General features: G+C 73.4%; 18 protein-coding genes and 1 pseudogene. 15 read left to right on the forward strand and 4 right to left on the reverse strand.

The features are described from left to right. Positions 1 to 509 precede the first annotated feature (509 nt). The gene (locus tag D6270_RS20825) at positions 510 to 1031 is read left to right on the forward strand and encodes a SigE family RNA polymerase sigma factor (protein WP_109164091.1); all 522 of its coding nucleotides are present in this window, start codon (positions 510 to 512) and stop codon (positions 1029 to 1031) included. Continuing rightward, complete coding sequence (locus D6270_RS20830; RefSeq protein ID WP_109164090.1) at positions 1024 to 1698, forward strand: hypothetical protein; 675 nt, start codon at positions 1024 to 1026, stop codon at positions 1696 to 1698. Before D6270_RS20825 ends, D6270_RS20830 begins: the two co-directional genes overlap by 8 nt. A gap of 130 nt (positions 1699 to 1828) precedes the next feature. Here D6270_RS20830 and D6270_RS20835 read toward each other — a convergent pair whose 3' ends face one another. Further along, complete coding sequence (locus D6270_RS20835; RefSeq protein WP_109164089.1) at positions 1829 to 3058, reverse strand: S1 family peptidase; 1230 nt, start codon at positions 3056 to 3058, stop codon at positions 1829 to 1831. An 828-nt stretch (positions 3059 to 3886) separates the two neighbouring features. On the opposite strand from D6270_RS20835, the gene D6270_RS20840 reads away from it, so the two are divergent. After that, the gene (locus D6270_RS20840; RefSeq protein ID WP_109164088.1) at positions 3887 to 6739 is read left to right on the forward strand and encodes a LuxR C-terminal-related transcriptional regulator; all 2853 of its coding nucleotides are present in this window, start codon (positions 3887 to 3889) and stop codon (positions 6737 to 6739) included. Here the strand turns inward: D6270_RS20840 and D6270_RS20845 are convergent. Further along, entirely contained in the window at positions 6715 to 7029 is a 315-nt protein-coding gene (locus tag D6270_RS20845; protein ID WP_109164087.1) for a hypothetical protein, read from the reverse strand. The genes D6270_RS20840 and D6270_RS20845 overlap by 25 nt on opposite strands. 324 nt (positions 7030 to 7353) lie before the next feature. Between D6270_RS20845 and D6270_RS20850 the strand changes: the two genes are divergently transcribed. From D6270_RS20850 to D6270_RS20860, 3 genes are all read left to right on the forward strand, one after another. Further along, complete coding sequence (locus tag D6270_RS20850; RefSeq protein ID WP_225976916.1) at positions 7354 to 8919, forward strand: ABC transporter substrate-binding protein; 1566 nt, start codon at positions 7354 to 7356, stop codon at positions 8917 to 8919. Positions 8920 to 9056: 137 nt separating this feature from the next. Further along, positions 9057 to 9407 (forward strand): YciI family protein, encoded by a 351-nt coding sequence (locus D6270_RS20855; protein WP_109164085.1) that lies wholly within the window; start codon positions 9057 to 9059, stop codon positions 9405 to 9407. A 5-nt stretch (positions 9408 to 9412) separates the two neighbouring features. Further along, complete coding sequence (locus D6270_RS20860; RefSeq protein WP_391039979.1) at positions 9413 to 10675, forward strand: RNA polymerase sigma factor; 1263 nt, start codon at positions 9413 to 9415, stop codon at positions 10673 to 10675. Between the two features lie 63 nt (positions 10676 to 10738). Here the strand turns inward: D6270_RS20860 and D6270_RS20865 are convergent, their stop codons facing one another. Further along, the gene (locus tag D6270_RS20865) at positions 10739 to 11200 is read right to left on the reverse strand and encodes a DUF5707 domain-containing protein (protein WP_109164083.1); all 462 of its coding nucleotides are present in this window, start codon (positions 11198 to 11200) and stop codon (positions 10739 to 10741) included. A gap of 148 nt (positions 11201 to 11348) precedes the next feature. Further along, the gene (locus D6270_RS20870; RefSeq protein WP_109164082.1) at positions 11349 to 11747 is read right to left on the reverse strand and encodes a hypothetical protein; all 399 of its coding nucleotides are present in this window, start codon (positions 11745 to 11747) and stop codon (positions 11349 to 11351) included. A gap of 331 nt (positions 11748 to 12078) precedes the next feature. On the opposite strand from D6270_RS20870, the gene D6270_RS20875 reads away from it, so the two are divergent. The 9 genes and pseudogenes from D6270_RS20875 to alr all read left to right on the forward strand — a co-directional run bounded on the left by D6270_RS20875 (position 12079) and on the right by alr (position 22865). Continuing rightward, complete coding sequence (locus D6270_RS20875; RefSeq protein ID WP_109164081.1) at positions 12079 to 12948, forward strand: helix-turn-helix domain-containing protein; 870 nt, start codon at positions 12079 to 12081, stop codon at positions 12946 to 12948. Continuing rightward, the gene (locus tag D6270_RS20880; protein ID WP_109164080.1) at positions 12923 to 13729 is read left to right on the forward strand and encodes an SAM-dependent methyltransferase; all 807 of its coding nucleotides are present in this window, start codon (positions 12923 to 12925) and stop codon (positions 13727 to 13729) included. The genes D6270_RS20875 and D6270_RS20880 overlap by 26 nt, the downstream gene beginning before the upstream one ends. Before the next feature lie 75 nt (positions 13730 to 13804). Continuing rightward, a complete protein-coding gene (locus D6270_RS20885) occupies positions 13805 to 15358 on the forward strand; it encodes a helix-turn-helix domain-containing protein (protein ID WP_151414709.1) in 1554 nt (517 codons plus the stop codon). A 174-nt stretch (positions 15359 to 15532) separates the two neighbouring features. Next, positions 15533 to 16912: a M14 family metallopeptidase gene (locus tag D6270_RS20890; RefSeq protein ID WP_109164079.1), complete on the forward strand. Its 1380-nt coding sequence runs from the start codon at positions 15533 to 15535 to the stop codon at positions 16910 to 16912. A gap of 384 nt (positions 16913 to 17296) precedes the next feature. After that, positions 17297 to 19144, forward strand: a complete 1848-nt coding sequence (glmS, locus tag D6270_RS20895; protein WP_109164078.1) for a glutamine--fructose-6-phosphate transaminase (isomerizing) — start codon at positions 17297 to 17299, stop codon at positions 19142 to 19144. A 53-nt stretch (positions 19145 to 19197) separates the two neighbouring features. Then, complete coding sequence (locus D6270_RS20900) at positions 19198 to 19566, forward strand: holo-ACP synthase (protein WP_109164077.1); 369 nt, start codon at positions 19198 to 19200, stop codon at positions 19564 to 19566. 169 nt (positions 19567 to 19735) lie between these two features. Next, positions 19736 to 21193: an NAD(P)H-hydrate dehydratase gene (locus D6270_RS20905; protein WP_109164076.1), complete on the forward strand. Its 1458-nt coding sequence runs from the start codon at positions 19736 to 19738 to the stop codon at positions 21191 to 21193. Between the two features lie 53 nt (positions 21194 to 21246). Further along, entirely contained in the window at positions 21247 to 21627 is a 381-nt protein-coding gene (locus tag D6270_RS20910; protein WP_109164075.1) for a DUF488 domain-containing protein, read from the forward strand. 60 nt (positions 21628 to 21687) lie between these two features. After that, positions 21688 to 22865 (forward strand): annotated as a pseudogene (gene alr / locus D6270_RS20915) (alanine racemase). Positions 22866 to 22897: the final 32 nt, after the last annotated feature.

A 22897-nucleotide genomic window follows, 5' to 3' on the forward strand; every position in this document is an offset into this window, starting at 1 on the left:
GTTGCGGGAGTTTGAACGGAGTGGGGGGTGGGGTCGGTCACGTGGGTGTCGGTCCGTCCCCGTACGAGGGACGCGGGCCAGGTGTCCGCTCCCCTGTGCCGGACACCGGACCGTGCCGGTCGTAGAGCCCGGCGAACAGCCGGGCTCGTCGAGGGAGTGCGCGATGACGGGAGTGTGCGATGACATCCGCGTCGTCGGCACCGTCGGTGGGCCGGGCCCGGGGGTGGTCCGGTCACTACGCCTCCAGGGAGGCCGGTGGAGGTCGGTCATCCCTGTTGCCCGCGGCGGCCGGAAAGGTTCGCGGGCTGTCCGGGCCTGTTCGTAACATCGCGGGTCGCCTGGGCGTGTCTATGTCAGGAAGCGCAGACAGGGATACGACGGCGGCTCCCGTACGAGAACACGCGCGCGACCAATCCCGTACGAGAGGACGCGCAGGACAACTCCCGCACGAGAACGTGCGCACGACCGCCGTCGTACCACCGCAGCACACGACCACAGTCAGGATCAGGATGTCGAGGGAAGCAGAGTTCGACGCCTTCTACGCGGCGACGGCCAGACGCCTGGTCGCCACCGTCTACGCGCTGACCGGCGACCTGGCGGAGTCCGAGGACGCGGTCCAGGAGGCGTACGCACGGGCCTGGCAGCGCTGGGACCGGCTGACCCGCGAGGGCGACCCGCTCCCGTGGGTGCGGACGGTCGCGTCCCGGCTCGCGGTCAGCGCCTGGCGCCGCACCCGCAACCGGCTCCGCGCCCAGCTGCGCCACGGCCCCGCGCCGCACGACCCGGGCCCTTCCGGGGTCCTCGGCGACCGGTCCGCGCTGGTGGCGGCCCTGCGCGAGCTGACCCCGGACCAGCGGCGGGCGGTGGTGCTCCACCACCTGCTGGACCTGCCGGTGGACGAGGTGGCCCGGGAGACGGGCTCCACGAGCGGTGCGGTGCGGACCCGGCTCAGCCGCGCCCGCAAGCTGCTGGGAGAGCGGCTCGCGCACAGCGAGACATACGACGACGAGGGGATGGCCCGGAATGGCTGACATCGAGGAACTGCTGACCGACACCCCCGTGCGGCTCGCCCCGGCCGCGGCGATCCGTGCCCGCGGCGACCGCCGCCGGAACCGCCGTCGTACGGCCGTGGCCGTGGTGGCGGTCGCCGCCGCCGGGGCGATGGGCTTCGGCGTGTGGGCGGGCCTGGTGCTGCCGGAGGGATCGGGCGGCGGTACGGAGGTGGCCTCGGCGGGCCCGAACCCGTTCATGTCCGACGGGGTGGTGCAGAATCCGGACCCCTCGGAGCTGCCGGGGAACGAGGCCCTGCACTGGAAGAGCGTCGACCCCGCGACGGACGACCCGGTCGAGACGGCCCCGTTGCCGCAGGTGGGGCTGGACAGCGCGTGCGGCCCGGGGTTCGGCGAAGCGGAGAAGCCCGAGCAGCAGTTCACCAGCCTCTACAAGGGCGAGAACAACGCCCGCGCCCGGTACCGCGTCTCCCAGTACGCGACCCGGGCCGCAGCCGACAGAGCCGTCAAGGACCTGGACACGGCACTCGCCGACTGCGGGGTGGAGAGGACCGGGGGCGAGCCGGACGGCGCGTACACCGGAGCGGCCCGGAGCACGGCGGCGCAGCTGGTCGTCACCGTGAGGTCCTGGGGGACGTGGGTCGCGGTCCAGGAGACGCAGGCGCCCTCGGCCCGGCTGGACGACTGACCGCCGGCCCTGGCACGGGGCGGTGGCCACCCGGCCGGGGGGTCGGGTGGCCACCGCCCTCATCGTGTCCCGGTGGGGCGTCGTGTCCCGGCGAGGCGGAGCCCGAGGGCTCGCGCAGCGGTGCGGACGGTCAGGAGGCGGTGTTCAGCGTCAGGCCGTAGTAGCGGAGCAGGTCGTCCAGCGGCTGCATCCAGCTGGCGCCGCTGCCGAAGCTGCCGTCGCAGTTGAGGTCGCTGGAGCCGGAGGTCACGCCCTGGGCCTGACCCTGGTTGGTGATCCAGGCGCCGCCGCTGTCGCCCTTGTGGATGCAGACGCTGGACTTGGCCAGGCCCTTGACCAGGGTCTGCGGCTGGCCCGGGTCGGTGTAGGTGACCGAGTGGTTGTAGCTGCTGATGGTGCCGCAGGTCCACCCGGTGGTCGCGCCGGACTTGCACACCGTCGAACCGACGGCGGCCCGCTGGCTCCCCCGGACCGGGGTGTCCGCCACGACTCGCCAGCCGCCGACCTTGGTGGTGACGGAGTTGCCCGAGCTGATGGCGGCGACGCCCATGTCGACGCTGTCGTAGCCGTGCGCGAAGCGGGTGGCGGTCCCCTTGGCGAACTGCGACCCGTTGAAGTACAGGGTGTCCAGTCCCTTGACGCAGTGGCCGGCGGTGGCCAGGTACTGCCGGCCCTGCTGGTCCCGGGCGCCGAAGCCCACCGAGCAGTAACCGCCGTTCACATCGGAGGTATTGATGTTCATCTTGCTGCCGGGTGCGATGGCGGCGGCGGCCTGCGGGGCGTCGCCGGCCGTGGTCTCCACGGTGACGGCCGAGCCGTGCGCACGCGCGGCGGCGACGAACGCGCGGCTGGTGGCGTCGTCCGTGTCGCGGACGGTGACGACGACCTTGTTTCCGGCCGGGTCGACGTGCCAGGACTCCACGCCGACGGGGAGCTTCTTCTCGGCGAGCCGGTCGAGTTCCGCCTTGATCCGGTCGAGGGTGGCGGGGGCCCGGGCGGGGATACGGGCGGCGAGTCCGGCGGCCTTCACGTCGGCGGCCTGCTGTGCGGTGGTGACGTCGACGGTGAGGGTGCCCCTGGCGTCGAAGTACGCGCTCCTGGTGGGCACTCCCGACCTGCCGAGGCGCTCCAGGGTCTGCTGCTGGGCGCTCTGGCGGTCGAGTTTCCGCCCGGCCTCCGCGACGGAGACGCCGAGCGAGTCGGCGAGCGCCTTCACCATGCCGGTGGGCTGTGCCGTACGGGCGGACGGGGCGGGGGTGGGGTCTGCGGCGGTGGGCTGTGAGGCGGCCGCGATGCCTCCGGTCAGAGCCACCGCTCCGGCTATCGCGCCGATCGACAGAGTCCTGCTGATCCTGTTCACGTCTTCTCCTATGGGGATACGGTCCTGTTCCGCCGTGCTCAGGACCGGGTCCGCCCAGCTCGAACTGGGCATGACAAAAAATGGGGGGTGGCGCATGCGTGGGAAATCGCGGAACCCGCATGCTCAGTTCACGGGATCCCGGTGGGACGGGAGCCCGTTGCGGTGCGGCTGATCGCTGTGAGGTGCGAGTGGCCGGCCGATGAGGGGAAACCTACGAACGCGGCACCCGGATCACCATCCGGGTGCCGCGTATACGGACCCCTATCTAATTCGCCGTCCGTTCACCGGCTTGCCGCCCCCGCGTCCGAGGCGGGCGGGCGGCGTGCCCGTACCACCGTCCGCACCGCTCCCACCAGGCCGGACGCGCGACCGGGTCCGCGCCAACCTCCGGGCCCTGGGCTGTTTTTGAAAGTTAATTGCGTATCCGTGGACCCGCTCCCCGGATATTTGCGGGGAGCGGGGACGACGTAGGTTCTGGCACGGACACGGGTGTGCGGAATGAGCTGTGCGCACCCTTTCGGAAGTCCCAGCCGAAAGGGTGCCGCGCCCTGCATTCCGAGCAGTCGGCCGAGCGTGCTCCGCTGCGCGCCCTATCGCCGAGAGCTCTTCCGCACGCCCGTGCATACGCGTGCCCGGGTGCCGCCCGAAGGTGATTGCGGCTCTTCACCGAAGGTGTTCGGCCCGCTGTTGTTCACCGGGGACAAGTGATCTACTTGTTTCTCCAGGAGGCGGCGAAAGATCTCGTGGCGTAGTCGGATCTCGTGGCGTAGTCCGGGCCACCTGGACGAATCCGGGCCCATCGGGGCGGAGGAGAGCGAGGGTGGCGACGTGATCACGACGTGTGGCTCTGCCCTGCGGTCCCTGGCGCGTGCGCTGCCCGGCCGGCACGCCGATCCGGTGCTGATGTTCGTCGAGGGCGCCGCTGGCGAAGGGAAGAGCCACCTGCTCCAGGAGCTGGCCGTGCTGCCCGGGCTGCCGGAGCCGGCCCGCCTGTGGTGGCGGTGCGGTGCGGAGGGCGGGCCGCCCGAGGAGGGCGAGCACCGGCGGGAGCCCGCCCTGTGGCTGGTGGACGACGCGCACCGGGCGGACGAGGACGAGTTGCGTCGGCTGCGCCGGGTGCTGGAGGGGCTGGAGCGCGGCTCGGCGGCGGTGGTGACCTACCGCCCCGAGGAGCTGGCGGTGCCCGGTCTGCCGCTGGGCGGCCCGCCGATGACGTACCCGGACCGGCTGGCGGTGCTCTGGAGCCGGCTGGCGCCCTGGGACGAGGAACGGGTCCGCCGGGCCGCCGCCGAGGCGCTGGACGAGAGCGGCTGTACGGCCGAGGCCGTGGCCAGGATCCATGAGCGCACCGGCGGAGTGCCCCGGGTGGTCGTGGACCTGCTGGCCATGGTGCGGGGACAGTGGCCGGCCTTCACCGGCACGGCCGCCGAGGTGGACGCGGCCGGTGTGCCGACCCGGCTGGCCGAGCTGGTGCTGAGCCGCACGCACGCCCTGTCGCCGGAGCACCGGCCGGTGGTCTGGGCGGCCGCCGTCCTCGACGGGCCCGTCGCCCGCGAGGAGCTGATCGCGGTGTCGGGGCTCGGGGCCGCGACGGGGAACAGCGCGCTGCTGCGGGCCCTGGAGTGCGCGGCCCTGGCGGAGCCGGCCGAGGGCCGCTACGGCTTCGCGGTCCCCCTGGCCGCCTCCGCCGTACGGGCCACCGTGCCCGGCCCCGTACGCCAGGATCTGCACCGGCGGACGGCGAACGTCCTCACCCGCAGACACCCCGTGGCCTGGGCCGATGTGGCCGAGCACCATCGGGCGGCCGGGGACGGCCACCGATGGCTCAGGGCGGTGGAGAAGGCGGCCGGGGCGGCGGAGGCCTCCGGCCGGCACCAGCAGGCGATCACGCTCCTGGAGCGGACGCTGGCCTCGCCCGACCTCCCGCCGCAGGCCCGGGCCCGGCTGGCCCCGCTGCTGGCCCGTAACGCGGTGACCGGACTGCGCTCGGACCAGACCGTGGAAGTGCTCGCGCAGATCGTGCGGGACGCGGCCCTGCCCCCGGCCGTACGGGGAGAGCTGCGCCTCGACCTGGGGCTGATGCTCTGCAACCAGGTGGGCCGGTTCCCCGAGGGGTGGCGGGTGCTGGAGACCGCCGCCGCCGAACTGCGCGAGGTCCACTCCGCCCTGGCCGCACGCGCGATGGCGGCCCTGGTCCTCCCGTACCAGCCGGGCGTCTCCCTCGACGTCCACCAGGGCTGGCTGATCAAGGCCATGGCCGCCGCGGACGACAGCGGGGACGAGGCCATGCGTACGGCGGTCCTGGCCAACCAGGTGGGGCTCGCGATGAGCTGGGCCGACCCCGAGGCGTGGGAGCTGGTGGAGAAGCTGCCCGTGCAGAGCACGGACCCCGCCTGCGTCCGGCAGGCGGCGCGCGGCCTGTGCAACGCCGCGGACTCCGCGGTCTGGCTCGGTTTCTACGGGCGGGTGGACGACCTGCTGGCCCAGGGGCGCGAGCTGTCCGCGCGGACCGGCGCGCCCTACACCGAACACAGCGCGCTGGGGACGCTGCTGCTCCAGGCGTGGTGGACCGGCCAGTGGCTGGGCCTGGCCAAGCGGTGCGAGGACTTCATCGCCGCCACCGCCGACATGCCGTTCATCGCCTCCGACGCCTATGTCGTACGCGGCCTGCTCGCCGTCGCCCAGGGGGACTGGGGCGAGGCGAAGTCCTGGCTGTTCCAGCGGGGGACGTTCGAGACCGAGAGGCTGCCCGTGCCCCTGGGCGCGGCGGCGGCCGGAGCCGTGATCCGCCTGGCCCTGGCCCGGCAGGAGGTGACGGCCGCGGCGGAACAGGCGCGGTCGGCCTGGCAGGTGGTGGCCGAGAAGGGCGTATGGCCATGGGCCGCGGAACTCGCACCGTGGGCCGTGGAGGCGCTGGTGCGCGCGGGCGACAGCGGCACGGCCCGCACCATGGTCCGGAGCTTCGCCCAGGGCCTCGGCCGCTGTGACGCGCCCGCCGCCAGGGCGGCGCTGGTGTGGAGCCGGGCCGTACTCGCCGAGGCGGAGGCGTCGACCGGGGAGCGGCGGGGCGGACTGCTGGAGGCCGCGACGCTGTTCGGGAAGGCCGCGGCGGCCTACGCGGAGCTTCCGCGCCCCTACTCCCAGGCACTGACCACGGAGGGCGCCGCGCGCTGCGTGCTCGCGGCGGACACGGAGGGGGCATCGCCGGGCCCGGCCCCGGAAGCGGAGACGACGGACACCGCCGTTCCATCGCCGACCCCGGTCTCCGGCGCCGCCGTCGTCTCGCCGACCCCGGTCTCCGACGACGCAGCCGCGACGCCGACCCCTGTGGGCGGTGCGTCCGCCGCCACCACCGCGGCCCTCGCCGATCTGGAGTCCTGCGCCCAGCGTTTCACCGACCTGGGGGCCGTCTGGGACGCCGCCCGGGCCCGAGCCCTCCTCCGTACCCGGCAGCCCGCCAGGAAGGGCCGTCCGCCCGGCCGCCCCTCGCACGCCGACCAGCTGTCACCCCGGGAGGAGGAGGTGGCGCAGCTCGCCGTCTCCGGCCTGACCAACCGGGAGATCGCCGCGACCCTGCACCTCTCCCCGCGGACCGTGGAGCAGCACATCGCCGGCGCGATGCGCAAGACCGGCGCGCTCTCCCGCCGCGACCTGGCTCACCGACCGGGCCCGACGTCCTGAGCCGGGAAGGTCCAGAACCTTCTGTCGTGCTCCCAGACGGCCACGGTCGCGGCCTCCCAGTCCAGCACCCAGCCGGTACGCACCCCGCGCGCCCCCCAGCCGTCCGGGCCCCGGCGCGGGATCGCGAAGCCCGCCTCGCGTGCCGCGACCGCCGCTTCACAGGCCTCGCGCGCGATGCGGAGGGCCTCCGACTCGGTCTCGGCGGCCCCGGTGAAGACATGCAGGCCGCACCGCTCGGGCTGTACGGAGTTCCTGGTGGGGACATCGACCTGGAAGTAGAGCTTGGTCATGGAGCCATCTCCTCGGGGTCGCGGTCGCCGGCCCACCGGCTCGGACTGCGCGTCACTCCCGCCGGCGGAGCTGCGTTCCCTCGCGTCGGACAGACCGCTGACAGGTCATTCCAACGTACGGAGTGCGCCCGGCCGTGAATATCCGGGTCGGGCCGATCACTTATACGTATCCCGGCGGCCCGCAGAGGCGAGCCGGGGTGATGCGGTCATGCCCGTATCCGTGATTCCGGCCTACGGATGGAAACATCCAGGGGCCGCCCTTAGGTTCCAGCCACCGATGGCACAGCACCCCCTGTCATCGCCATGCCCATGGACCAAGGAAGCATGAGCACTTTCATGAAACTCGCCCGTCTCGGAATTGCCGCAGGATCCTTCGCTCTTCTGTTCACCAGCGGTTGTCAGCTGCCGCAGAGCGGGGACGGAGCCGCGGATGAGAGCCCGATCGTCATCGGGACGGCCAGCCGTCTGACGAGTCTCGACCCCGCCGGGGTGTACGACAACGGGTCCTGGGCGGTCTTCAGCAATATCTTTCAGAGCCTCCTCAGCTTCGGACCGGGGTCACCCGTTCCGAAACCCGACGCGGCCGAGTTCTGCGCATTCACCGGCCCCGCTCTCACCGCTTACCGCTGCAAAATACGCGGCGGCCTCACCTTCTCCAGCGGGAACCCCCTCACGGCATCGGCGGTGAAGCGGTCGTTCGACCGTATTCTGCGTATCCGCGATCCGCTGGGGCCCTCGTCCCTGTTCGCCGGCCTCGTCTCCGTGGAGGCCCGGGGCCCCTTCGTGACGTTCCACCTCGCGGCCGCCGACGCCACCTGGCCGTCGAAGATCGCCACGGGGGCGGGCTCCATCGTCGACCCGGCGGAGTTCCCGGCGAACCGGCTGCGGGCCGAGAAGAGCGCCTCGGGGTCGGGCCCCTACCTCCTGGCGTCCTACCAGGAGGGGAAGTCCCTCACCCTCGAACCGAACACCGCGTACAGGGGGGCCGTGACCACACGAGGGGTCGCGGTCGAAGTCCGCTACTTCGAGACCTCGAAGGAGGTCGAAGAGGCGTGGAACGCCAGAACGGTCGACATCGCCTACGCGGGACTTCCGGCCGCCACCCTCGCGGGCATCGACCCGGGCGACGAGGACGTGCGTCTCTCCGTCGGCGACAGCGCCGAGGCGCACTATCTCGTGCTCAACCTGAACTCCCCGCGCAAGCCCTTGGGCCATGTCGCGGCCCGTAGAGCCGTCGCCGCCCTCATCGACCGCGGGCGGCTGGCGGGCGAGGTCTTCAAACACACGGTGACGCCGCTGTACTCACTCGTTCCGCAAGGCGTCGCCGGACACAGCACGGCCTTCTTCGACCGGTACCCGGAGGCGGACCCCGGCTACGCGGCACAGCGCCTGCGCTCTGCCGGTATCACCACTCCGGTACGGATCAGGCTGGGCCACCAGCCCGGTATCGCCGCCGTCGAGGCGCGCGAGCTGAAGCGGCAGTTCGAGAAGGGCGGGCTGTTCCGGGTCGAACTGGTCGAGGAGCGCGACTTCACCACGTACCAGAAGCGCTGTCTGAAAGGCGAGTTCGACATCCACCTCTACCAGTGGGTGCCCGACTTCCCCGACGCGGACACCTTCGTCCAGCCGCTGGTGGGCACCGGGAACGTCCTCGCCAACGGCTACGCGTCGGCCGAGGTCGACCACGTCATCAGGGAGACGCAGCGGTTCACCGATCGCGGCCGGGCGACGAAGCAGTTCCGGTCGATCCAGGACACCGTGGCGAAGGACGCCCCGCTGATCCCTGTCTGGCACAGGCAGCGCCAGGTGGTGACGCGCTCGGCCGTCCTGGGCGGGCACCGCCTCGCCGAGGACGCGGTCTGGCGCCTGTGGGAGCTCCGCCGGCTCTGAGGCCCTTCTCCGCGGTCCGCTCCTCCGGTCCGAAGAAAACTCCGGGCGGCGTGTCGATCGGGGACCGTCCCGTTCGTCGTCATCGTGTAAGGCGACCCGCACGGCGGGCGCTCCACACAGGTGACAGGAGTCGGACCATGAAGTACATGCTGCTGATCCACAGCGGGGCCGTCGACGAGCGGGGCGGGGCGCCGCAGTGCACCGTCGAGGACTGGACGGCCTACGACAAGGACGTGCGCGACGCGGGAATCCTCGTCTCCGGGGAGTCGCTGGCCGATCTGGTGACCGCGACCACCGTGCGGGTCTCGCCGGCCGGGGAGCGGACCGTGACGGACGGGCCCTTCGCGGAGACGCGGGAGCTGCTGGGCGGATTCCTCGTCATCGACGTCCCCGATCTCGACGCCGCCCTCGACTGGGCCGCCCGCTGCCCCGGCGCGCGGGACGGCGGCTCGGTCGTCGTCCGGCCGGTCGCGGACTTCGGGGGCTGAGAGCGGTGGTGGGCGAGGGGCCGGTCCCGGAGGAGGCGCGGGTCGCCGTCGAGGCGGTGTTCCGGGAGGAGCGGGGGCTGCTGCTCGCCTCCCTCGTACGCCGGTTCGGCGACCTCGACCTGGCCGAGGAGGTGACGTCCGAGGCGATCGAGGCGGCCCTGCGCCACTGGCCGGCCGAGGGCGTGCCCGCCCGGCCCGGGGCCTGGCTGCTGACGACCGCGCGGCGCAGGGCGGTGGACCGGTTGCGGCGGGACCAGGCGTACGCGGCGCGGCTCGCCGTCCTGCGGGCCGACGCGGAACGGGACGAGGCCGTCGCCGCCCCGGCCGGGACCGGTGAACTGCCGGACGAGCGGCTCCAGCTCTTCTTCACCTGCGCCCACCCCGCCCTCGCCGCCGAGGACCGCACCGCCCTCACCCTGCGCTGCCTCGCCGGGCTCACCACCCCCGAGGTGGCGCGGGCCTTCCTGGTGCCGACGGCGACCATGGCCCAGCGGATCGTGCGGGCGAAGAGGAAGATCCGCGAGGCGCGGATCCCGTTCCGGGTGCCCGGCCCCGACGAACTGCCGGAGCGGCTGCCCGGGGTGCTCCAGGTCGTCTACTCGGTCTTCACCGAGGGGTACGCGGCCAGCTCGGGTCCCCGGCTGCAGCGGCTGGACCTGGCCGAGGAGGCGATCCGGCTCGCCCGGATACTGCACCGCCTGCTCCCCGGCGGACGCGAGGCCGCCGGGCTCCTCGCGCTGCTGCTCCTCGTCCACGCCCGGCGCGCGGCCCGGACCGGCCCGGAGGGGGAGCCGGTGCTCCTGGAGGACCAGGACCGGGGGCTCTGGGACCGGGCGATGATCGAGGAGGGGCGGGCGCTGGTGGTGCGGGCGCTGACCGGCGGCCCGGCCGGGCCGTACGGCGTGCAGGCCGCCATCGCCGCCCTGCACGACGAGGCGGCGGACGTGGCGTCGACGGACTGGGCGCAGATCGTGGCCCTGTACGACGTGCTCCTCACCCTGACGCCGTCGCCCGTGGTGGCGGTGAACCGCGCCGTGGCGGTGGCGATGCGGGACGGGCCGGGGGAGGGGCTGGCGCTTCTCGACGCGCTGGGCGGTGAGCCCCGGCTGCGCGCGTACGGGCCGTACGCGGTGGCGCGGGGCGATCTGCTGAGCCGCCTGGGGCGGGGCGCGGAGGCGGCCGCGGCCTACCGGGAAGCGCTGGAGCTGGCGGGCACCGAGCCGGAGCGGGCCGCGCTGCGGCGGAAGCTGGGGGAGGGGCCGACGTAGCCGTCGGCCGTGGCCTCCGTATCCGCCTCCGTCCGCCCCTTGCCGTGACCCTCGGCGTGACCGTCAGCCCTTGACCGTGAAGCCCGCCGCCTTCGGCGCGAACGTCTTTCCGCCGTCCTCCGCCGAGGCCAGGACCGCCACGTGCCACGCGCCCTTCGGCGATTCGGCCGCCTCGGCCGCCGTGACCTTCACCTTGTACGTGCAGAGCGCGGCCGCGTCCCCCGACGGGCCGGCCGGCTCACAGGTGGCGGACTCGACGTGGGCCATGTCCTCGGCGTCCGGGGCGGGGGCCATGCTCGCGGGCCAGGCCAGGACCTTCAGGTTCCGGACGCCGGAGTCGTCGGCCACCCGTGCGGTGAAGGTGAGGGAGCCGTCCTCGTCCTTGCCCGGTGCGACGTACCCGACGGATCCCTTCGTCACCTCGGGCCCGGCGCTCCTGGTCTCCCCGGCGAAGGCGTAGGCCCCGGCCCCGCCCAGCAGGGCGATACCGGCGAGGGCGGAGACGGTGACGACGCGCTTGGACATGAGAGCTCCTCGGTGAAGTGATGGCCGGTCAGGTCATCGGTCGATCGTTGCGCTGTGTCCATGCTGGGACGACCGGGGTGCCCGGGGCGTGAGTACGCGTGCTCAACCCTCGTACTCAGTGGCGTACGGGAACGTCATGGACGGCGGGTCAGCTCTCCGGGTCGGGGGCGTAGGACAGCTCCAGGGAGACGGGCTCGGTCTGCTGGTCGGAGGCGGTGACGTGAGTGGTGTGGTGGGTGAGGCGCAGGCCCATCGCGGCGAGTTCGCCGGGTTCGTGGAGGGCGCAGAGCAGGGCAGCCGCCGCGGGCAGGGTGAGCGGGGTGGTGGAGCTGTGTCCCAGGACGGCGGCGGTGTCCGGGGAGGTGAGGGCAGCCCGGTGGGCGTGGTCGAGGACCTTGCCGGGGTCGTCGACGACGAGTTCCTCGACCTGGATGCGCCGGGTGCGGACACGGAGGTCAAGGGGGCGTGGGCGGAGCTGCCTCGGCGGGGCGAGGGCGGATGCGGGAGCGGGGCGGGGGTCCGGGTCGGTCAGGTTCGGGCGGTTCATGAGGCGGGCTCCAGAGTGCGGGCGTACGGGACCGTCGGATTCGGGGCGGGGAGGGCGCCGGTCGTTCAACTGGGGTCCCGTGGAAAGGTGGTGATGGAACGCCGGGTGAGGAAGGGACTGATCCGGACGCGCGGACGAACGAGGACCGAGGTGGCCGAAAAGGCTCCACGAGGGGTGCGGGAGGCGGTGGCAACGCTCCGCGGCGTTGCGGTCGGTGGGGTCGGACATACTCACGATGGGAGCGCCGCGCGCTCGTCGCAAGGTGCGCTGTGTGCACTACGCGCAAGCTGCGTGAACTGTCGGATGCCGACCCGGAGCGGAAGGATGAGCCGTGGCACGTGAAAGATCAGGCCGGACAGCGCAGCACCTGGTCCTGGTGGCCCGTCTGCGGAACCTGCGCGAAGGGGCCGGACTGTCCGTGCCCCAGGCCGCCGAGCGGCTCGGCTGGCACCCCTCGACACTGAGGAGGCTGGAGCAGGCGCAGACCTCCCTGGACGTGGGGCAGGTGTCCGCCCTGCTCGAACGGTACGGGGCGGGTGCGGCCGAGACCGACGACATCATGGGCCGGCTGAACGCCGCCAACATGCCGGGCTGGTGGCATCCGTGGCGCGATGCGATGGACCCCTGGCTCATGGACCTGATGAGCGTGGAGTCCGCCACGAGCATCGTGCGCACCTGGGACCCGGCGCTCGTACCGCTGCTGCTGCGGACCTCGGCCTACGCCATGGCCGTGGACGCCGCCCTGAGGCCCGGGTTGAGCCCGGAGATCCGGCAGCGGCGCGCGGATCTGCTGATGATGCGTCAGCGGCGGCTGCGTGAGCAGCAGGCGCGGGTGTGGGCGCTCCTGCCGGTCACCGCGCTGCGCTGCCGGGTGGGCGACGACGAGGTGATGCGCGAACAGCTCGCCGCGCTCCAGGAGGCCGCGGACCGGCCGGATGTGATGGTGCAGCTCCATAACGAGGACTCGCCGCCCCACCCGCTGACCGGAGTTCCGGCATTGAGCCTTTACCGGGTGGAGATCCGCGAGATCGCGGATCATGTGGTGCGCGAGGGCGGGCTGCCCGGAACGGCGGAGGTGTGGGACAGCGGCCCACCCGTACAGGAATATCAGGCGATGCTGGACGTGTCGTGCGTGATGGCGGTGCGTCCGGACCGGACGAGGGAGATTCTGCAGGATGAGTACGACCGGGAACGGGGCTGAACTGCCCGCGCAGATCGACACGAGCGTCGCGCACTCCGCGCGGGTGTGGAACTACTGGCTCGGCGGGAAGGACAATTTTCCGGCGGACCGGACCGCGGGCGATGCCTACCGTGAGAAGTACCCACTGATCGAGACGTTCGCGAAGGAGTCGCGCGACTTCCTGCGCCGCACGGTGACCTATCTCGCCCGGGACGCCGGGATCAAGCAGTTCCTGGACGTCGGCGCGGGCCTGCCGACGGCCAACAACACGCACGAGGTCGCGCAGCGCATAGCCCCGGAATCGAAGATCGTCTACGTCGACCACGACCCGCTGGTGCTGCTCCACGTCCACGCGCTGCTGACCAGCAGCGCCGAGGGCGCGACCGCCTACGTGGAGGCGGACATGCGCGACACGGAGGCGGTCCTGGAGGGCGCGGCGAAGACCCTGGACCTGAGCCGGCCCGTCGCCCTGGTGATCTCTGACGTGCTGGGGCACATCGTGGACTGGGACGACGCCCTGTCCCTGGTGCGGCGGCTGGTGGCGCGGCTGCCCTCGGGCAGCTACCTCTCCCTGTCCCACTCCACCGCCTCGGACGAGGCCCACCGGGCGGTCCAGGACGAGTACAACAGCAGCGGGGCGATCCCGTACATCTTCCGCGAGCCGGAGACCACCATCGCGTTCTTCGACGGGCTGGAGATGGTGGAGCCGGGGATGGTGTCCTGGCCGAACTGGCGGCCCGACGCGAACACCGGCACCACCACCGGCCGGGCCGGGTGGGGAGCCGTCGCCCGCATTCCCTGAGCCGTTGCCGTGATCGCCGCGCCGCGCACCGGACCGCAGGTGCGCGGCGCGCTTCGTCCGCCGAGGGGGTGCGGTATGAGCACCACGCACACGACGGGCCCGGATGCCGCGGGCCCGGGGGACCGGCGCGTGACGCCGGAAGCGGTGGCGGGCCGGCTGCTGCGGGCCGCGACGCGATCCGGTGCGCAGCTGGTCAGCGAGGCCGCCGTTCTCGTCCAGGGGGCGGCGGTGCTGGCCGACCCGATCGCCGGGGCCGTCTACAGCACACCCGCCGCTGCGGCGGCCGACGGCGTCCACGCCGCGGCCCATCCGCAGGAGCACCCGCACCATGTGCAGCGCCCGGCGGCCGGAGCCGTCCTCGTCCTGCATCCGGCACCCACCGTGCCCGCCGAACACGTCGGGCTGGTCGTCACCACCACGGCGGCCCTCCTGGAGGTACGGGGACAGCGCGCCGCCGAGCTGCGCGCCGAGCAGATGCGGCTGCACACCACCCTGCTCCGGCTGCTCCTGGCCGGCCACACCACCTCCGTCACGAACACCGTGAGCGCCGACGGGCTCACGCATGTCACGCTCTACCGGCTCACCGGCCCCGACGTTCCCACCGCCCACCAGGTCCTCTGGCGGGCCGCCCGCCCGTCCCTGGCCGGGCACGGCGGGTCCTGCGCCCTCATCGGTGAGGTGGACGGCGAGCTCCTGGTCGCCGAGCTCCACCACGGCAGCGACGACGGGCGAATCCTGCGCCTGGTCTCCCGGGTGAGCGAACGTCACGGCCTCCTCGCGGGCCTGGCCGGACCGGTGCCCCTGGCCGAGATGCCCACCGCCCACGCCGACGCGGCGGCGGCCCGGCACAGCGCCACCCCCGCCCACCGCATCGTCCCCGCCGACGCCGTCGGCACCCCTCAGCTGGCCCGCCTGCTGCCCCCCGGCCCGTACACCGCGTGGGCACGCTCCGTGCTGAGCCCGCTGACCCGGGAACACCGCCACCTGCTCCTGGTCCGGCTCCGCACCGGCAGCGCCCCGCGTGCCGCCGCCGCGCTAGGACTCTCGCCCGGCACGGTCCGCACCCGGCTCCGCGGCGTGGCCGCCCTCCTCGGCGCGGACCTCGACGACATCACGGTGCAGGCCCACCTGCTGCTCGCGCTCCGCGCGCCCACGCGGGGCGACGGCGACGGCGACGGCAACGGTCAGGCGGGCCGCAACGACAGGGCAGGGAACAACGGCCAGGCACTGAACGACGACCAGGCGCGGAACGACGACCAGGCACGGAGCAACGGCCAGGAGCATGGCCGGCCGCCCCGCCCGCAGACGCTGCCCGGCGGCATTCTCGACACCGACGTGGCCCGCACCTGGGCCGTCGGCCTGGTCGGGGGGCTCGAACCCCATCTGCGGATCGCGCTCGCCTGCTGGCTGCGCCACCACGCCAGAACCGCTCCCGCCGCGAGCGAGTTGCACGTCCACCGCACCACCCTGACGGTCTGGCTCACCCAGTGTGCCGAGCGCCTCGGGCAGAACCTCACCGACGCCACCGTCCGGGCGGAACTGCATCTGGCCCTGGAGGCCACCGCGAAGGACGGGGACGACCCGAGGGCTCTGCCTCGACGGGGCGGGCGCACGTACCGCCGCGTGTGAGCACCCGCGCCGCGCCGCCACGAGCGGGTTCCCGGCGCGCCGGACCGGTCGCTGTCCGTCCGAGGGGCGAATCATGGCCGGATTACCCGCCTTGACCCGCTCATGACATGGCTCCATTCTGTGCCCGTCGCACAGCTCCACCCCCCACCCCGACGGACTCAGGAGACTGCCAGCATGCGACTCGTCAACGCACGGAATCCCCGGCCGGGAACCCGGCCGGCGAAGGCCAGGACGAAGGCCGGCCGGAACGCCGCCATCGCCGTCCTGCTCGCCCTCGGCCTCGCCGCCCCGGCGACCGCCGTAGCCACCGCCGAGACCTCCGCCCCGAACGCGGCCGTCGCCGCGGACGAGCGGACACTCCAGTACGAGATCACCGGGCGCACCACCCCCGCCGCCCGCACCGAGATCGCCCGCGCGGGCGTCTCGGTCGACGAGGTGCACGACCACGGCATCGTGATCACGGCGGACGCGGCCCAGGCCAGGAAGCTGCGGGCCAAGGGGCACGTCCTGGAGGCGCTGCCCGCACCCGAGGCCCACGGCCACGGGTCCGACGGCGTCAGCGCACTCGACTTCCCGCCGGCCGACTCCCGGTACCACAACTACGCCGAGATGACCGCGGCCATCGACGCCCGTATCGCCGCCAGCCCCTCGATCATGAGCAAGCGCGTCATCGGCAAGACCTACCAGGGCCGGGACATCGTCGCGATCAAGGTCAGCGACAACGTGGGCACCGACGAGGCCGAGCCCGAGGTCCTGTTCACCGCCCACCAGCACGCCCGCGAGCACCTGACCGTCGAGATGGCGCTCTACCTGCTCCGCGAGCTCGCCACGGGCTACGGCACCGACTCCCGGATCACCCAGGCGGTCAACGGCCGCGAACTGTGGATCATCCCGGACATGAACCCGGACGGCGGCGAGTACGACATCGCCACCGGCTCGTACCGCAGCTGGCGCAAGAACCGGCAGCCCAACTCCGGCTCCAGCGCCGTGGGCACCGACCTCAACCGCAACTGGGCCTTCAAGTGGGGCTGCTGCGGCGGCTCCTCCTCCAGCCCGTCCTCGGAGACATACCGGGGTGCGGGCGCCGAGTCCGCGCCCGAGACGAAGGTCGTGGCGGACTTCGTCCGCAGCCGGGTGGTCGGCGGGAAGCAGCAGATCACGGCGGCCATCGACTTCCACACGTACAGCGAGCTGGTGCTCTGGCCGTTCGGCTACACGTACAACGACACGGCCCCCGGCATGACTGCCGACGACCGCAACGCGTTCGCCGCGGTGGGCCGCAAGATGGCGGCGAGCAACGGGTACACCGCCGAGCAGTCCAGCGACCTGTACATCACGGACGGCTCCATCGACGACTGGCTGTGGGGCTCGCAGAAGATCTTCGGCTACACCTTCGAGATGTACCCGCGCTCGTCCTCGGGCGGCGGCTTCTACCCGCCGGATGAGGTCATCGAACGCGAGACCTCCCGCAACCGGGACGCGGTGCTCCAACTGATCGAGAACGCGGACTGCATGTACCGGTCGATCGGCAAGGAGGCGCAGTACTGCTCGTGACGGCCGCCCACGCGGGCCGGGTCTGCCGGTGTGGCACACCGCCGGCCCGGCCCGCTCCCGTCCTCGGGTGACACGGAGAGGCGGCCCGGCCTTCCACCGGGCCGCCTGGCCCACGGCCGACCGCGCTGTTCGCCCTCCGGTGCGTCGGCGGGGTCGGGCTGTACCGGGCGGCCGGTGACCGTGTCGATCGGGAGTGCCGCGTGTGCCTCGCCACCGGCTCCCACATCGACGAGCCGGAGAGGCCGCCGGTCGCCGTTGACCCGCCCGTCCACACGCCGGCCTGCTGCCCCTCACCTCGTCCGGGAACCGTGCCCGCGTCGGGTGGAGCAACGTGTGTCGTCCGCCTTCCTGACCCGGGGCCGCTTCCGGCCTTAGGGTGCCGCTATGTGCGGAATCGTGGGTTATGTCGGTGGTCAGTCGGCGCAGGACGTCGTCGTCGCAGGACTCAAGCGTCTCGAATACCGGGGCTACGACTCAGCGGGTGTCGCCGTGCTCGCGGACGGCGGGCTCGCCGCCGCGAAGAAGGCGGGGAAGCTCGTCAATCTGGAGAAGGAGCTGGGGGACCGGCCGCTGCCGGCCGGGCGGACCGGGATCGGGCATACGCGGTGGGCCACGCACGGGGCGCCCAACGATGTGAACGCCCACCCCCACCTGGACAACGCGGGCCGGGTCGCCGTCGTCCACAACGGGATCATCGAGAACTTCGCGGCCCTGCGGCGCGAGCTGACCGGGCGCGGGCACGCCCTGGAGTCGGAGACGGACACCGAGGTCGTCGCGCATCTGCTGGGCGAGGCGTTCTCGGCGGGCGGGGACCTCGCGGACGCCATGCGGCAGGTGTGCCGGAGGCTGGAGGGGGCCTTCACACTCGTGGCCGTGCACGCGGACCAGCCGGACGTGGTGGTCGGCGCCCGGCGCAACTCCCCGCTCGTCGTGGGGGTGGGGGACGACGAGTGGTTCCTCGCCTCCGACGTCGCCGCCTTCATCGCGCACACCCGGTCCGCCATCGAACTGGGCCAGGACCAGGTCGTCGAGTTGAGCCGCGAGGGCGTCACCGTCACCGGGTTCGACGGGGCCCTCGCCGAGGTGCGCGAGTACCACGTCGACTGGGACGCCTCCGCCGCCGAGAAGGGCGGCTACGCCTCCTTCATGCTCAAGGAGATCGCCGACCAGCCCCAGGCCGTCGCCGACACCCTCCTCGGCCGGATCGATGGCGAGGGATCCCTGAGCCTCGACGAGGTGCGCATCCCCGACGCCGAACTCCGCGAGGTCGACAAGGTCGTCATCGTCGCCTGCGGAACCGCCTTCCACGCCGGGATGATCGCCAAGTACGCCATCGAACACTGGACCCGGCTGCCCTGCGAGACCGAGCTCGCCAGCGAGTTCCGCTACCGCGACCCGATCCTCGACCAGCGCACCCTCGTCGTCGCCATCTCCCAGTCCGGCGAGACCATGGACACCCTGATGGCCCTGCGCCACGCCCGCGAACAGGGCGCCAAGGTGCTCGCCATCTGCAACACCAACGGTTCGACGATCCCGCGCGAATCCGACGCCGTCCTCTACACCCACGCCGGGCCCGAGGTCGCCGTCGCCTCCACCAAGGCCTTCCTCACCCAGCTCGTCGCCTGCTACCTCGTCGCCCTGTACCTGGGGCAGTTGCGCGGCACCAAGTGGGGCGACGAGATCCGTACGGTGGTGCGCCAGCTCTCCGCGATCTCCGGCGAGGTCGAACGCGTACTGGAGACCATGGAGCCCGTCCGCGAACTGGCCCGCTCCCTCGCCCACCACGACACGGTGCTCTTCCTCGGCCGCCACGTCGGCTACCCGGTCGCCCTCGAAGGCGCGCTCAAGCTCAAGGAGCTCGCCTACATGCACGCGGAAGGGTTCGCGGCCGGGGAGCTCAAGCACGGGCCGATCGCGCTCATCGAGGAGGGCCTGCCGGTCGTCGTCATCGTGCCGTCACCGCGCGGGCGTTCCGTCCTCCACGACAAGATCGTCTCCAACATCCAGGAGATCCGGGCCCGGGGCGCCCGCACCATCGTCGTCGCCGAGGAGGGCGACGAGGCCGTCGTCCCGTACGCCGACCACCTCATCACCGTCCCCGCAACGCCTACGCTGCTTCAGCCGCTGGTCGCCACCGTGCCGCTCCAGGTCTTCGCCTGCGAGCTGGCGACGGCCCGTGGCAACGAGGTGGACCAGCCGCGCAATCTGGCGAAGTCCGTGACCGTGGAGTGAGCCGGGGCGCACGCCCCGGGTGATGGACCGATGGGGATGGCGAGGGTGGGTTCGTGATCATTGGGGTCGGGATCGATGTGGCCGAGATCGAGCGGTTCGGCGCCGCGCTGGAGCGTACGCCCCAGTTGGCCGACCGGCTCTTCCTGGCGAGCGAGTTGACGCTGCCCAGCGGCGAGCGGCGCGGCATCGCCTCGCTCGCCGCCCGGTTCGCCGCGAAGGAGGCCCTGGCCAAGGCCCTCGGCGCACCGGGCGGGCTGCTGTGGAGCGACGCGGAGGTCTGGGTCGAGGAGAGCGGACAGCCCCGGCTCCGGGTCAGCGGCACGGTGGCCGCCCGCGCGGCCGAGCTGGGCGTGCGCGGGTGGCACGTCTCGCTCAGCCATGACGCGGGGGTGGCGTCGGCGGTGGTGATCGCGGAGGGGTGAGGCCCCGGCTCCGGCCACGGACCCGCGCCCCGGTCACCGGCCCCGGGCCTCGGCCACGGACCTACGCCTCGGCCACCGACCCGCGCCCAAGCCCGCACCCCCCGCCGCCAACCCGCGCGCGGGTCCGCGGGGGTGGCGTTCGTCCCCGTGATCGCGGAGGGTGGGCGGTATGCGACGTGCCTACAGCGTGGAGACCGTACGGGCCGCCGAGGCCGCCCTGATGAAGCGGGTGCCCGAAGGCGCCCTGATGCAGCGCGCCGCCGCCGGGCTCGCCGTGGCCTGCGGGGATCTGCTGCGGCGCAACGGTCGGGTGTACGGGTCCCGGGTCCTGCTCCTGGTCGGCAGCGGTGACAACGGGGGCGACGCCCTGTACGCGGGTGCGCGCCTCGCTCGCCGGGGCGCCGGGGTGCGCGCCCTCCTCGTCCCGCCCGACCGAGCGCACGCGGGCGGTCTCGACGCGTTCCTGGCCGCCGGGGGACAGGTCCTCGACGGACCGGACGAGGTGGGCGGCCCCCTCGACCTCGTCGTGGACGGCATCACCGGGATCGGCGGGCGCGGCGGGCTCCGCGAGGACGCCCGCGCCCTGCTGCGGGCGGTGACCCGGGACCACGGCCTTACGCCCGTCCTCGCCGTCGACCTGCCCAGCGGGATCGAGGCCGACAGCGGGGAGGTGCACGGGGAGGCCGTCCGCGCCGACGCGACCGTCACCTTCGGTACGTACAAGCCGGGTCTCCTCATCGACCCGGCCGCCGAACACGCGGGCGCCCTGCGGCTGGTGGACATCGGGCTCGGGCCGGAGCTGCCGGAGCCGCCGGACCTGGAGGCACTCCAGTACGCGGACGTGGCGGCGCTGCTGCCGGTGCCGGGGGCCGAGAGCGACAAGTACAGCCGGGGTGTCGTCGGCGTCGTCGCCGGCTCCGAGCGCTACCCGGGCGCGGCCGTCCTCGCGGTCTCCGGCGCCCTGCACGGCGGGGCGGGGGCGGTGCGATACGTCGGGCCCGGCGCGGACGCCGTGATCGCCCGCTTCCCGGAGACCCTGGTGCACGCCGGGCCGCCCTCGAAGGCCGGACGCGTGCAGGCCTGGGTGATCGGGCCCGGCCTCGGGGACGGCCGGTGGGCGGAGGAGGCCGTCGCCGACGTGCTCGGCGCCGACGTCCCCGTACTGGTCGACGCCGACGGGCTGCGGCTGCTGGAGCCCGAGACCGTACGGACCCGGACCGCCCCCACCGTCCTGACCCCGCACGCCGGGGAGGCCGCCGCCCTGCTCGGCGTGGCGCGCGAGGAGGTGGAGGCCGGGCGGCTCGCCGCCGTACGGGAGCTGGCCGCCCGCTACCGCGCCACCGTGCTCCTCAAGGGGTCCACGACCCTGGTGGCGGAGGCCCGGGACACCCCCGTACGGGTCAACCCGACCGGCACCGGCTGGCTCGCCACGGCCGGCAGCGGCGATGTGCTCTCCGGGCTGACCGGGTCCCTGCTCGCGGCCGGGCTCGCCCCGCGCGACGCCGCGTCCGTCGGCGCCTATCTGCACGGACTCGCCGCCCGCCACGGCTCCGACGGGGCCCCGGTCTCCGCCCAGGACGTCGCGAACGGCATCCCGGCGGCCTGGCGCGACGTGCGGGCGGGGTGAGCCGGGGCGAAGGTGGAAGCCCCCGAGGCCCTGGCAGAAGGGCGGTTCCGGCCATGGACGACCTCGTACGCGTACGCAGGGTCTACGACCCGCCCGAGGACGGCGACGGCACCCGCGTGCTCGTCGACCGGCTCTGGCCGCGCGGCGTCTCCAGGGAGCGCGCCGCGATCGACGTGTGGCTGAAGGACGTCACCCCCTCGGACGCGCTGCGGTCCTGGTACCACCAGGACCGCTCGGGCGCCCGCCACGACGGCTTCGTCGACCGCTACCGCACCGAGTTGGACGACCCGGCCCACACCGAGGCCGTCGACCGGCTGGCCGGATTCGTGCGCGCGGGCGGGCCCGTCACGCTGATCACCGCCGTGAAGGACGTGGCCGACAGCCATGTGCCCGTCCTGGCCGACCACCTCCAGCATGTGATGAAACGTACATAGGTGTGGATACCGGCGTGCACTGCCGGGGAGGCGGCGGGTGCCTCTGAGAGACTGGGCGCGATGAACGAGACAGCGTCCCTGAGAGCCCGTGCCGAGATCGACCTCGCCGCGCTGCGCGCCAATGTGCGTGCCCTGCGCGAGCGGGCGGCCGGTGCACAGCTCATGGCCGTGGTGAAGTCCGACGGGTACGGGCACGGGGCCGTGCCCGTGGCCCGCGCCGCCCGCGAGGCCGGGGCCACCTGGCTCGGCACCGCCACCCCGCACGAGGCCCTCGCCCTGCGGGCCGCAGGTCTCGACGGCCGGATCATGTGCTGGCTCTGGACGCCCGGCGGACCCTGGCGGGAGGCGATCGAGGCCGACATCGACGTGTCGGTCGGCGCGCTGTGGGCCCTGCGCGAGGTCGTCGCGGCCGCCACCTCCGCCGGCCGCCCGGCCCGCGTCCAGCTCAAGGCCGACACCGGCCTCGGCCGGGGCGGCTGCCAGCCCGCCGACTGGCCCGAACTCGTCGCCGAGGCCCGCGCCGCAGAGCGGACCGGCACCCTCCGGATCACCGGTCTCTGGTCCCACTTCGCCTGCGCCGACGAGCCCGGCCACCCGGCGAACGCCGCCCAGCTCTCCGCGTTCCGGGACATGGTCGCGTACGCCGAGAAGGAGGGCGTCGACCCCGAGGTGCGCCACCTGGCCAACTCCCCGGCCACGCTGACCCTTCCGGAGGCGCACTTCGACCTCGTACGGACCGGCATCGCGATGTACGGCGTCTCGCCCGCCCCCGAGCTGGGCACCCCGCCGAGCTGGGACTGCGCCCGGTGATGACGCTCGCCGCCGCCGTCGCCCTGGTCAAGGACGTCCCGGCCGGCCACGGCGTCAGCTACGGCCACCACTACGCCACCCCCGCCGAGACCACGCTGGGCCTCATCCCCGTCGGTTACGCCGACGGCATCCCGCGCCACGCCTCGGGGCGCGGGCCCGTCCTGGTCGGCGGCACGGTCCGTACGGTCGCGGGCCGCGTCGCCATGGACCAGTTCGTCGTCGACCTCGGCGGCGACCGGCCCGAAGCGGGCGCCGAGGCCGTGCTGTTCGGGCCGGGCGACCGGGGCGAGCCGGGCGTCGAGGACTGGGCGGTGGCCGCCGGCACGATCGGGTACGAGATCGTCACCCGGATCGGCAGCCGGGTACCGAGGGTGTACGTGAACGAGACGGCAGGTCCGGCCGATCCGAGCGGGGGCGCACCACAGTGAGCGAGAACAGCGCGGGGGAGCTGGCGGGGGAC

Origin of the sequence: Streptomyces griseus subsp. griseus (assembly GCF_003610995.1) — a bacterium.
In the GTDB taxonomy this organism is placed as follows: Bacteria; Actinomycetota; Actinomycetes; order Streptomycetales; family Streptomycetaceae; genus Streptomyces.

What these genes read in the sequence shown, in the direction of transcription:
- D6270_RS20890 (WP_109164079.1), top strand. Translation starts at nt 15,533, where the DNA reads ATGCGACTCGTCAACGCACGGAATCCCCGGCCGGGAACCCGGCCGGCG.
- D6270_RS20910 (WP_109164075.1), top strand. Translation starts at nt 21,247, where the DNA reads ATGGACGACCTCGTACGCGTACGCAGGGTCTACGACCCGCCCGAGGAC.
- D6270_RS20830 (WP_109164090.1), top strand. Translation starts at nt 1,024, where the DNA reads ATGGCTGACATCGAGGAACTGCTGACCGACACCCCCGTGCGGCTCGCC.
- D6270_RS20885 (WP_151414709.1), top strand. Translation starts at nt 13,805, where the DNA reads ATGAGCACCACGCACACGACGGGCCCGGATGCCGCGGGCCCGGGGGAC.
- D6270_RS20880 (WP_109164080.1), top strand. Translation starts at nt 12,923, where the DNA reads ATGAGTACGACCGGGAACGGGGCTGAACTGCCCGCGCAGATCGACACG.
- D6270_RS20845 (WP_109164087.1), bottom strand. Translation starts at nt 7,029, where the DNA reads ATGACCAAGCTCTACTTCCAGGTCGATGTCCCCACCAGGAACTCCGTA.
- D6270_RS20870 (WP_109164082.1), bottom strand. Translation starts at nt 11,747, where the DNA reads ATGAACCGCCCGAACCTGACCGACCCGGACCCCCGCCCCGCTCCCGCA.
- D6270_RS20905 (WP_109164076.1), top strand. Translation starts at nt 19,736, where the DNA reads ATGCGACGTGCCTACAGCGTGGAGACCGTACGGGCCGCCGAGGCCGCC.
- glmS (WP_109164078.1), top strand. Translation starts at nt 17,297, where the DNA reads ATGTGCGGAATCGTGGGTTATGTCGGTGGTCAGTCGGCGCAGGACGTC.
- D6270_RS20865 (WP_109164083.1), bottom strand. Translation starts at nt 11,200, where the DNA reads ATGTCCAAGCGCGTCGTCACCGTCTCCGCCCTCGCCGGTATCGCCCTG.
- D6270_RS20850 (WP_225976916.1), top strand. Translation starts at nt 7,354, where the DNA reads ATGAGCACTTTCATGAAACTCGCCCGTCTCGGAATTGCCGCAGGATCC.
- D6270_RS20855 (WP_109164085.1), top strand. Translation starts at nt 9,057, where the DNA reads ATGAAGTACATGCTGCTGATCCACAGCGGGGCCGTCGACGAGCGGGGC.
- D6270_RS20825 (WP_109164091.1), top strand. Translation starts at nt 510, where the DNA reads ATGTCGAGGGAAGCAGAGTTCGACGCCTTCTACGCGGCGACGGCCAGA.